This window comes from Streptomyces sp. NPDC002690 (assembly GCF_053592415.1).
In genome coordinates this window covers 1-10,986 of sequence record NZ_JBSFVR010000256.1, presented here as the reverse complement: position 1 = coordinate 10,986, position 10,986 = coordinate 1, and the positions used below count along the sequence as shown (strand labels likewise).

8 protein-coding genes are annotated in these 10,986 nt (G+C 70.3%); 6 read left to right on the top strand and 2 right to left on the bottom strand.

Going from position 1 to position 10,986, the window contains the following annotated elements; translation table 11 throughout:
* Positions 1–310: 310 nt before the first annotated feature.
* Positions 311–1,138 (bottom strand): chitosanase, encoded by an 828-nt coding sequence (locus ACWD3D_RS26115; protein ID WP_451463232.1) that lies wholly within the window; start codon positions 1,136–1,138, stop codon positions 311–313.
* Positions 1,139–1,202: 64 nt separating this feature from the next.
* On the opposite strand from ACWD3D_RS26115, the gene ACWD3D_RS26110 reads away from it, so the two are divergent.
* Positions 1,203–1,886, top strand: a complete 684-nt coding sequence (locus ACWD3D_RS26110) for an alpha/beta fold hydrolase (RefSeq protein WP_451463231.1) — start codon at positions 1,203–1,205, stop codon at positions 1,884–1,886.
* A 169-nt stretch (positions 1,887–2,055) separates the two neighbouring features.
* On the opposite strand, the gene argG is transcribed toward ACWD3D_RS26110, so the two are convergent.
* On the bottom strand, positions 2,056–3,501 hold the full coding sequence (gene argG / locus ACWD3D_RS26105) for an argininosuccinate synthase (protein ID WP_451463230.1): 1,446 nt from the start codon (positions 3,499–3,501) through the stop codon (positions 2,056–2,058).
* A 263-nt stretch (positions 3,502–3,764) separates the two neighbouring features.
* Between argG and ACWD3D_RS26100 the strand changes: the two genes are divergently transcribed.
* From ACWD3D_RS26100 to ACWD3D_RS26080, 5 genes are all read left to right on the top strand, one after another.
* On the top strand, positions 3,765–4,256 hold the full coding sequence (locus ACWD3D_RS26100; RefSeq protein WP_451463229.1) for a hypothetical protein: 492 nt from the start codon (positions 3,765–3,767) through the stop codon (positions 4,254–4,256).
* A gap of 241 nt (positions 4,257–4,497) precedes the next feature.
* Positions 4,498–5,496 carry a fibronectin type III domain-containing protein gene (locus ACWD3D_RS26095; RefSeq protein WP_451463228.1) on the top strand — a complete coding sequence of 333 codons (999 nt, stop codon included), beginning with the start codon at positions 4,498–4,500 and terminating at the stop codon, positions 5,494–5,496.
* A 212-nt stretch (positions 5,497–5,708) separates the two neighbouring features.
* Positions 5,709–7,070, top strand: coding sequence for a M20/M25/M40 family metallo-hydrolase (locus ACWD3D_RS26090; RefSeq protein WP_451463227.1), 1,362 nt, complete (start codon positions 5,709–5,711; stop codon positions 7,068–7,070).
* The gene (locus tag ACWD3D_RS26085) at positions 7,067–8,599 is read left to right on the top strand and encodes a YfcC family protein (RefSeq protein ID WP_451463226.1); all 1,533 of its coding nucleotides are present in this window, start codon (positions 7,067–7,069) and stop codon (positions 8,597–8,599) included. Before ACWD3D_RS26090 ends, ACWD3D_RS26085 begins: the two co-directional genes overlap by 4 nt.
* Positions 8,600–9,084: 485 nt before the next feature.
* Complete coding sequence (locus tag ACWD3D_RS26080) at positions 9,085–10,833, top strand: FG-GAP repeat domain-containing protein (protein WP_451463225.1); 1,749 nt, start codon at positions 9,085–9,087, stop codon at positions 10,831–10,833.
* The last annotated feature ends 153 nt before the right edge of the window (positions 10,834–10,986 follow it).

The window sequence follows — 10,986 nt, the reverse complement described above, 5'->3', positions numbered from 1 at the left end:
GCTGGCGTGGTGCGGGGCTTTCAGGGGGTGCCGGCCGGCGGCGCGGCCGTGGTGGACGTACGACCGGGGCACACCACGACGGTGCCGCGCGTTCGGACGCGGGCGCGTCCGTCCCGGAAGCCGTCCCCGACCCATGTATCCCCCAACGATGTGCGAGGCCGCTCGTCACGGCCCACAAGAGTGGATCACCTGCGCGTGGAAGCGCAGGTCGTGGAAGGTGCGTACCGGCGCGCGCGGAATGGCTTCGGGTGCTTCCGGCGCCCGTGGACGCGAGGTTCGGCCCGCCCGCCGGTGTGTCCGCCCGGGTGTCTCAGTGGTCGATCCGGAAGCTCTCCCCGTACACCTTCCAGCGCAGCGGGGTCTCCAGCTGGAGCTTCCCCTCGCGGACGAACCGGCGCTGGGCCGTCTCGATCCTGCTGGTGTCGGTGTGCGAGGGTTCCTTGGCGATGGCGGCCACCCGGGCGTCGAGGAAGGCGTTGAGGTAGGTCTCCTCGTCACCGCCCTCGGCGGGGGAGTCGGCGGCGGCCAGTGCCTGGCGGCGGATGCTGGAGAAGCCGACCGTGCCCTCGGTGTCGCCGGCGCCGTGCATGACGTACGCGTCGTAGTAGATGAACTGCCCCAGGGCGCTGAGACCGTCCTTCTCGGCCCGGTCGACGGCCGGCCTGAAGTAGCCGGATTCCACTACCGCGTCCTGCGCGGCGCGGAAGGCGGAGTCCTTGGCGGCGGCGGCCCACGCCTCGGTGAACGGCGTGCCGAGGCCCGCGTGCGAGTCGGTTCCGTCCACCGCGCGCAGGGCCGGGACGAACCGCGCGAGGCCGTTGTCCGGGCGGGCCTTCGTGTACCGCTCCACCACGTCGAGCATGTCGCCGGTGCCGGAGCAGAACCCGATGATGCCGCCGGTGTAGCCGCGGCCGTCGTGGATGTCCTCGATGTACTTGTACTGGTCCTGCCAGTCCAGGGTGGAGTTCTCCGCACTGGAGACGAGTTCCATGGCGATCCGTTTCTTCGCCGGGTCGTCGAGACTCTTCTCCGGCTTGTCGGCCGTGGTGGAACAGGCGGTCAGCAGGGCGGTGGCCAGCAGGGGGACGAAGGCCGTGGCGAGCAGGCGGTGGGCGACGGGCCGGACGGTACGGTTCACCCCCCAAGCCTGCCAGGCCGGGGTGAGGCGCTCGGCCCCGCCCACCGGCTGTAGCGTCAGGGGTATGGAAGATCAGTCTGTTGTGGATGTGGGCGATGTACGGCTTGCGTACCGGACGTGGGGCGACCCCTTCGGCTCGCCGGTCGTCCTCCTGCACGGTCTCGGCGGTTCGTCCGCCGACTGGGAGGCCACCGGGAGCCTGCTCGGCGCGGAGTGGCGGGTGTACGCCCTCGATCTGCGCGGGCACGGTGAGAGCGACTGGCCGGACGAGTACGCGTTCGAGCAGATGATGGACGACGTGGTCGGGTTCCTCGACGAGTGCGAGCTCGACCGGGTCGGACTGGTGGGCCACGGCATGGGCGGCACCGTCGCCCTGCTGCTCGCGGAGGAGCACGCAGACCGGGTGGAACGGCTGGTCCTGGTGGAGACCCCCGCACCCTTCCCCGGCGACCCGGGCCCGGCGGGCCGGGCCGAGGGGCCGGTCGACTACGACGAGAACGCCGTGCCCGCGGTCCACGCGCAGCTGGCCGAGCCCGACCCCGAGTGGGCGGAGACGCTGGGCGAGATCGTCGCGCCCACGATGATCATCGCCGGTGGGCCCGAGAGCCCCCTGCCGCAGACCCTCCTGCCGGAGGTGGCGTCACGCATCCCCGACTGCCGCCTGGTCACCGTGCCCGGCGGCCACCGGATGCACGAGACCCGCGCCGACCAGGTCGCCCAGCACGTCAGCGAGTTCTTCACCAGCTGACGGGCGGCGTGCCGGACGACGGACGTACGACGAGGGGGAGGCCCGGCGAATCCGCCGGGCCTCCCCCTCGCCGTGGTCCGTGCTGCCCTGCTGGGCAACACCTGGGGCGTGTGTCGAGACTCCCGCCTGTCCGCCCTCCGGACGGACGGCGCCACGTTCGACACACGCCCTAGTCGGCGCCGAACTCCATGGCGGCGCTGTCGAGCAGCTTGTCGCCGCCGGGGGCCTCGCCGCGCGAGGCGATCTCCTGGGCGTTGCCCTCGGGCATCGCACCGATCAGCGGGGTGGAAGCGGCCTGCGCGCCGATCAGCGCCTGGTGGGAGCTGCCGACCATGCCGATGGCGGCGTACTGCTCCAGCTTGGCGCGGGAGTCGGCGATGTCGAGGTTGCGCATGGTCAGCTGACCGATCCGGTCCACCGGCCCGAACGCGGAGTCCTCGGTGCGCTCCATGGACAGCTTGTCCGGGTGGTAGCTGAAAGCCGGTCCGGCGGTGTTCAGGACCGAGTAGTCCTCGCCGCGCCGCAGTCGCAGGGTCACCTCGCCGGTGACGGCCATGCCGACCCACCGCTGGAGCGACTCGCGGATCATCAGCGCCTGCGGGTCCAGCCAGCGGCCCTCGTACATCAGGCGGCCGAGGCGACGGCCCTCGTTGTGGTACGTGGCGAGGGTGTCCTCGTTGTGGATCGCGTTGACGAGGCGCTCGTAGCACGCGTGGAGCAGGGCCATGCCCGGCGCCTCGTAGATGCCGCGGCTCTTGGCCTCGATGATCCGGTTCTCGATCTGGTCGGACATGCCCAGACCGTGCCGGCCGCCGATGGCGTTGGCCTCCAGCACCAGGTCGACGGCGGAGGCGAACTCCTTGCCGTTGATGGTCACCGGGCGGCCTTGCTCGAACCCGACGGTGACGTCCTCGGTCTCGATCTCGACGGACGGGTCCCAGAACCGCACGCCCATGATCGGGTCGACGCTCTCCAGGCCGGTGTCGAGGTGCTCCAGGGTCTTGGCTTCGTGCGTCGCGCCCCAGATGTTGGCGTCGGTGGAGTACGCCTTCTCCGTGCTGTCCCGGTAGGGCAGCCCGTGGGCGAGCAGCCACTCGGACATCTCCTTGCGACCACCGAGCTCGGTGACGAAGTCGGCGTCCAGCCAGGGCTTGTAGATGCGCAGCGACGGGTTGGCCAGCAGGCCGTAGCGGTAGAACCGCTCGATGTCGTTGCCCTTGAAGGTGGAGCCGTCGCCCCAGATCTGGACGTCGTCCTCCAGCATGGCGCGCACGAGCATGGTGCCCGTGACCGCCCGGCCGAGCGGGGTGGTGTTGAAGTACGCGCGCCCGCCGGAACGGATGTGGAAGGCCCCGCAGGTCAGCGCGGCGAGCCCTTCCTCGACGAGGGCGGCCCGGCAGTCCACCAGCCGGGCGATCTCCGCGCCGTAGGCGTGGGCGCGTCCGGGCACGGAGGCGATGTCGGGTTCGTCGTACTGGCCGATGTCGGCGGTGTACGTGCACGGTGCCGCGCCCTTGTCGCGCATCCACGCGACCGCGACGGAGGTGTCGAGACCGCCGGAGAAGGCGATGCCGACGCGTTCCCCGACGGGCAGAGAGGTCATTACCTTAGACATGGGAAAAGTATGCACTTCTATGTATGTTCATGCAACCCGGTCGGCTGAGTCGTGACTCACTCGATGGAGGGACGGCGGCCGAAGCGTCGGCGAAAACTCCTTAGGGTGACCGTTCGGCCATGCAAGGTTACCCAATGTGACCGGGGGTAGGTCTCGCGTCGCCCCGGGCTGCCTCCTCGGTTCGTCCGACGGAGGGCCAGGGGTGCAAGTGAAGGCACCTCGTACCCGCCTCTTCAGGGGCGGGAGATCCAGGGAGACCGCTCATGGCAGTACGGAAGACCGCCGCGATCCTGTCGGCCGCCGCGGCGCTCGTCGCCGGCTCGCTGTTCGGGCTGATGGGGCCGGCGTCGGCCTCCGCCCGCCCCGACACCGCCCGGGTCGACACCGCCCGGGTCGACACCGCCCGGGTCGACACCGCCCGGGTCGACGCCGCCCTCGCGGCCGAGGCGCTCGCGGGTGCCCGGCAGCACGCGGTGGAGTCGCCCGCCGCGGTGAAGTCCGCGGCCGCCGCTCTGTCCTGTTCCTACACCTATGTGTGCGGGCAGGGTGCGAACGGCAACAGCTTCGCCTACACCAAGTGCAACACCCTCTACCAGCTCCCCAACCTCACCGGCAGTGGACCTCTCGTCAACAACCAGACCCCCGGCACGGTGGCGTACTTCTACGACAAGAACCAGAACTACCTCTTCGCCTCCACCGCCTATCAGTCGACGACGGTGAACTGGACTCCGGTCTGGTACGCCATCGCCTGCTGACGGCCCGTCGGTGAATGCGGCGGGGCGCCCGTGCCCTCTCCCGGGCCCGGGGCCGGGTGCCCCGCCGTCCGTCCGTCCGCCCGTCCTGCCATCGAGGCGGAATCAGGGGCTCCATAACCACATGCGGGTGCCCCCGTGCAAGCCGGACGGGGCGCACATCGGTAGATAGCGGATCGTTCCGCGCACTCCTCTTGTGACCCGCCCGCCCGCCGTGCCATACCGGTCTGGACCAATGCCCCGGATGGAAGGCGGCAGCGCCGTGCAACGTCCCCCCACGCGTGTCGTGTCGACCTGTTCCGCAGCCCTCCTCCTCGCGCTGCTCGCCGGCTGCGGCGGCTCGGCGGAGGCGTCCGACACCGACGCGCCCACCACCCCCCGGAACGTGACCGCCCAGTCGAGCAGCGCCACCTCCGTGCACGTCATGTGGGAGCCGTCCACCGACGACAAGGCGGTCACCGGATACGAGATCTACAGCGGCGCCGCCCGCGTGAAGGTGGTCCCCGCGACCACGCACATGATCGACGTCGACGGGCTCACCGCGTCCACCGACTACACCTTCACCGTCCGGGCCCGGGACGCGGCCGGCAACCTCTCCGAGCCCGGCCCCGGGGCACCCGCCACCACCCAGGCCACCCCGCCCGACGACCGTCGGGCGCCGTCCGTCCCGGCGGCACTGCGTGCCACCGCGGTCGGCACCGACCGCGTGACCCTGTCGTGGAAGGCATCGACGGACGACGTCAAGGTCACCGCGTACGACGTCTACCAGGAGGACTCCCGCATCCACAGCGCCTCCGGCACCGTGACCAGCGCCCGGCTGACCGGCCTGCGCCCCGGAACCGTCTACACCTTCACCCTCCGCGCCCGCGACGCCTCGGACAAGTCCTCCGACGACAGTCGGTCCGTCGACGTCACCACCAGGTCCGCCCCCGGCGCCCCCGCGAACACCGCCCCCACCGGCCTGCGCACGGAGACCAGGGACGAGTCCGGCAGTTATGTCGTACGACTCTCCTGGGACCAGCCCGAGGTGGACGGGGCGATCCCCGCGTACGAGCTGTACCTCGACGGGAAGGCCACCACGACCATCGTCTGGGGCGGAACACCCCCGAAGGGACGCGCCACCTACGAACTGACACTCACCGAACCCAAGGGCACCCGGCACTCCGTCAAGCTCCGGGCCAAGCTCCCCGACGGCACCTGGGGCGACTTCTCCGCGCAGCGCACCCTCCTGCTCGGCGGCTGACGGGCCCGGCCGGCGGGTGCGGCGCTCGGTCCCGCGGACGCGCGGGAGGGCCCGCCCTGTGGTCCATTGATCCCTGAGGGGTGTCCGCAGGGATCAACGGACCACAGGCGTGTCCGCGAAGCCCCGCGCCCGGCCCGCCGCGTCGGGCAGGGACCGTCACGGACACACCCGGGACCCCGGACGCGAGTACACGAGGAACAGGGGTGTGCACCATGGACCTGAGCACCCGGGTCGACGCGCTGATGGACGGTCTGACCGCCGACCTGGAACGTCTGACGGCCATCGCCTCCGTCGCCTTCCCCGGCTTCCCGCCCGAGCCGGTCCTGGAGGCCCACGACCTCCTGGTGGAACTCCTGCGCGGGGCCGGCGTCACGCGGATCGACCGACTGGACCTCCCCGACACCGCGCCGGTCATCGTCGCGGAGGTGCCGCCGCCCACCCCCGGCGCGCCCACCGTCCTCCTCTACGGGCACTACGACGTCCAGCCCCCGGGCGACGAGAGCCTCTGGCGTTCACCGCCCTTCGAGCCCACCCTCCTCGACGGCGGAGACGGCCTCAGGGCCCGGGGCGTCGCCGACGACAAGGCGAACGTCATGGTCCACCTCGGTGTGCTGCGGGCGTTCGGCGGCGTGCCCCCGGTCGGACTGAAGATCGTCCTGGAAGGCCAGGAGGAGTACGGCAGCGCCTTCGACGAGTACCCGCCCACCGACCCGGACCGCTTCGCCTGCGACGCCATGGTCATCGCGGACCTCGGCAACATCCGCCCCGGCAGCCCCACTCTCACCACAGGGCTGCGCGGAGCCGCGGAGGTCGTCGTCGAAGTGCGTACCCTCGCCGAGCCCCGGCACAGCGGCGAGTTCGGCGGCGCGGCCCCCGATGCCCTGCTGGCACTGCTCACCGCGCTCGCCACCCTGCACGACGTGCACGGCGATGTGGCCGTGGAGGGACTGCGACGCGAGGAGTGGACCGGTACCACCTTCACCGAGGAGGAGTTCCGTTCCCTCGCCGGGGTCCTCGACGGGGTGCCCCTGACCGGATCGGGCAGCATCGGCGAACGGCTCTGGAGTGGACCGGCGATCACCGTCGTCGGCATCGACGCCCCGAGCGTCGACCACGCCGCCTCGGCCGTCGTGCCCTACGCGCGCGCCAAACTGAACCTCCGGTTCCACCCGTTGCAGGACCCTCGGGAAGCGCGGGGACTCCTCGTCACCCACCTGGAGGCACTCCGCCCGTTCGGAATTCCGCTCACCGTCACCGCCGGGGACACCGGCCCCGGATTCGAGGCCCGGACCGACGGCCCCGCCTACCGGGCGGCCCTCACCGCACTGCGCGAGGGATGGGGCGAGGAACCCGCGTACATCGCCAGTGGCGGATCGATTCCGCTGGTGAACGGGCTGGCCAGGGCGGTGCCGGGCGCGGAGGTGCTGCTGTTCGGGGCCCAGGACAACATGTGCAACCTGCACGCCCCGAACGAACGGGTGCTCTTCTCCGAACTCCGGTCGGCGGTGATCGCCGAAGCCGCGTTCCTGAGGGAGTTCGCCGCCGGACACCGGGCTGCCGGAGGCGTGGCGTGAGCACACAGGTGACGGGCGGCACCGAGTCCGACGAGAAGCCCCCGCCCAAGCGGAAGTTCACCTTCCCCAGTGCGCTGACGATCCTCGCCCTGGTGACCCTCGCCGTCTGGGCGCTCGCCTTCCTCATCCCCTCCGGGGCGTACGACCGCAACGCCGAAGGCGCCCCGGTCCAGGGCACCTACCACCGGGTCCCCTCCGGCCAGAGCCTGGTGGACCGGCTCAACGACCTCTTCCTCTCACCCGTCAACGGCCTGTACGGAATCCAGGACGCCAAGACCGGCCAGGTCGGGCCCGACCTCGCCGGCGAGCTGTACGGCAGCGCGGGCGTGTTCCTCTTCGTCATCGCGATCGGCGCGTTCATCACCGTCGTCTTCGCCACCGGAGCCCTCGACCGAGGCATCGGCCGCCTCGCCCACCGGCTGCGCGAGCGCGGCGCGCTGCTCATCGCCGGTGTCATGGTGGTCTTCTCGCTGCTCGGCACGGTGGAAGGCTTCGCCGAGGAGACCCTCGGTTTCTACGGGCTGATCGTGCCGCTGATGCTAGCCCTCGGCTACGACCGCATGGTCGCGACAGGCACCATCATCCTCGGCGCCGGCATCGGGGTGCTCTGCTCCACCGTCAACCCGTTCGCCACCGGCGTCGCCTCCTCCGCCGCCGACATCTCCCTCGGCGACGGCATCGTGCTGCGCGGGCTCATGTGGATCGTCCTCACGGCGGTCACCATCGCCTACGTCGTCCGGTACGCCTCCCGGGTCCGCAAGGACAGCGCACGTTCCCTCTCCGGCTTTCTGCCCGGCGACCGCGAGCAGTCGACGGTGAAAACGGAGGAACCGCCTCCACTCACCGGGCTGCATCAGATCATCCTGGTCCTGGTCGGACTGACCTTCGCCTTCATGATCTTCTCCGTCGTTCCGTGGTCAAGTGCCATCACCGGAGACGCCGACGCCACTCCGTACGGCTTCGAATTCGGCTGGTCGTTCCCGCAACTGGCCGCGCTCTTCATCGTCGCGGCAGTGGTCGTCGGCGTGGTGGCCCGGTTCGGCGAACAGAAACTCAGCGCGACGATCGTGCAGGGCGCGGCCGACTTCATCTCGCCCGCGCTCGTCATCGTGCTGGCCCGAGGCGTCACTGTCATCATGAACAACTCGCAGATCACCGACACGGTGCTGCACTCCATCGAGGGAGCGGTGTCCGGGGTCTCGTCCGGTCTCTTCGCCGTCGTCGTGTTCATCGTCAATCTGCCCCTGGCGTTCCTGATCCCGTCGACCTCCGGCCACGCGACTCTCGCCATGCCGATCCTCGCGCCCCTCGCCGACTTCGCGGGCGTCTCACGCGCCGTGGTGGTGACGGCCTGGCAGGCGGCGAGCGGCTGGATGAACCTCTGGGTGCCGACCACGGCCGTGACCATCGGCGGTATCGCGCTGGCGAAGATCGGCTACGACAAGTACCTGCGCTTCGTCTGGCCGCTGCTGGCGATCCTGTTCGTCCTCATCTGCGGATTCGTCGCGCTCGGCGCGGTGTGGACGTGATCCCGCCGCTCCGACGAATGCCCGGGCGTGATGTGGCCGCGATGTGGGCGTGATCAAACTGTTTGCCGAGTGTCCGGAATCACTCTGCGGCCATCGGCCATTTCTCGCCCGTCCGGCTGCTCATTCCCCGTCGTTAACGTGCGACCTGCCCGTTTCTCTCCCGAATTCAACCCGGGGAGAGGCAATCAGGAATGCGCAAGGATTCCGGTCCGATCGGACAATGGACTTGCCCGAGGTGCCCTTCTGGGGATAGATCTACTTCACGACCCTGGGGAGGGGCGCCACCGTTGGTGGGGGGTTTCCGTTTCCGTCATGCCGTGCGCCGGTGTCACGACCGACACCGAAGGCACGTCGACGGCGCCATGCATCCGACACCGCTCACGCGTGAGTCGGATCCGGTGCGTGCCACTCCTCGTGGGGTCGTCATTTCCACAGGAGGCAGAATGCCCAACCCCGCAGTACCCGGGACCCGACGGTCCCGGAAGATGGCCACTTCGGCAGCGATAGTCTGCGCCGGTCTCCTGGTCAGCGGTTCGATGACGATCACCGCACACGCGGCCGGGAACGACGCCGCGGACCACGGCACGGTCGCCGTGCCGCAGCACTCCACCCCCGCACACTCCACCTTCACCGCCCCGGACCGTCAGAACGCCGTGGCTCCGAAGGCCGGCAACCCGATGGCGCGTTCCGCCGTCGCCGCCACCGTCACGGCCGCCCAGCGCGCCGACTTCGACGGCGACGGCACCGGCGACATCGCGTACCGCGAGAGCTGGGGGGACGTCTACACCGACTGGGGCTACAGCTGGGCCGACGTCATCTCCGGCGAAACCGCCGACGTCAAGGACCTGCTGCTGCCGGGCGACATGACCGGCGACGGCAAGGCCGACCTGCTGACGGTCACGCCCACCGGATCGCTCCGGCTCTACAACGGAGCCAACGCGACCCTCGACGGTGGACTGAGCTCGTACACCACGCTCAGCAGCGGCTGGCAGGCGTACAACAAGCTCGTCGTCCCCGGTGACCTCAACCACGACGGTGCGCCCGACCTGCTCGCCCGTAGCTCCGCCGGACTGTTCCTGTTCCCCGGAACCGGTACCAACTTCGGCAAGGGCATCCAGGTCGGCGGCGCCGGCTGGTCCCAGTTCGACCAGCTGGTCGGCGCGGACGACCTCAACGGTGACGGCATCGCCGACCTGTTGGCCCGCAACGCCACCGGGTTCTACCTGTACCCCGGCAACGGCAAGGCCAACGCCTACCCGTTCGGGGCCCAGATCAAGATCGGCGGCGCCGGCTGGTCGCAGTACAACCAGATCACCGGTGGCACCGACTACAACGGCAACGGAACTGCGGACCTCACCGTCCGTGGCTACGACGGCAAGTTGTACTTCTACGACGGCAAGGGCAACGGCTTCTTCCAGGACCGTGTCGCGCAGTCGACCACGGGCTGGAACACGGTCACGCAGCTGGCCGGGGCAGGCAACAACCCGGCCTTCGGCAAGTCCGGAGTCTTCGCCCGCACCAGCAACGGCACCCTGTACTACTACGAGGGCACCGGACTCGGGAAGCTCTCGGCGAAGTACCTCATCGGCACGGGCTGGACCCGTTCCGTGAGCAGCCTCACCCACAGCGTCTCGCTCACCTCCACCGGTGTGTCGGACCTGATCGAGCACAGCTCGTACGACGGCCACCTGTACAACACGGCCTCCTACGCGCAGAACGACCCCGAGGTCGCGGCCGGCTCGAAGTCGTACAACCTGGTCGTCGGCCCCGGCGACCTGAACGGCGACGGCAAGAGCGACCTGATCGCCCGCAGCTCCACCGCGCTGTACTTCTACGCGGGCAACGGCAACGGCCTCTCCTTCCAGGGCCGTGTCCAGGTCGGCGGCGCCGGCTGGAGCCAGTACAACAAGCTGGTCGGCGCCGGTGACTTCAACCGTGACGGGCGCGCGGACCTTCTGACCCGCAGCTCCGCCGGGCTGTTCTTCTACCCCGGCACCGGCAAGGCGACGGCCCCCTTCGGGACGCGCGTCCAGGTCGGCGGCGCCGGCTGGAGCCAGTACAACAACCTCACGGCACCGGGCGACATCAACGGGGACGGCATCGCCGACCTCCTGGCGTCCAACTCCAAGGGCCAGCTGTTCTTCTACGCGGGCACCGGCATCGCCAAGACGCCGTTCAAGGACCGCGTCACGATCGGCACCGGGGGCTGGAACCAGTACCCCGACCTGGTCTGATCGCTGAACCTCGGGGCATGCTTCGCCCCAGCGGCGCCTTGGTGCCGCAACCCGTCCGCCCGGCTCTGGACGGTGGCCCGGGCGGGGGCGCCGATCCCCCACATCGTCCGCCCGGACGGCACCCCGCTCCCGTTCGACCTGCCCGAGGGGCCG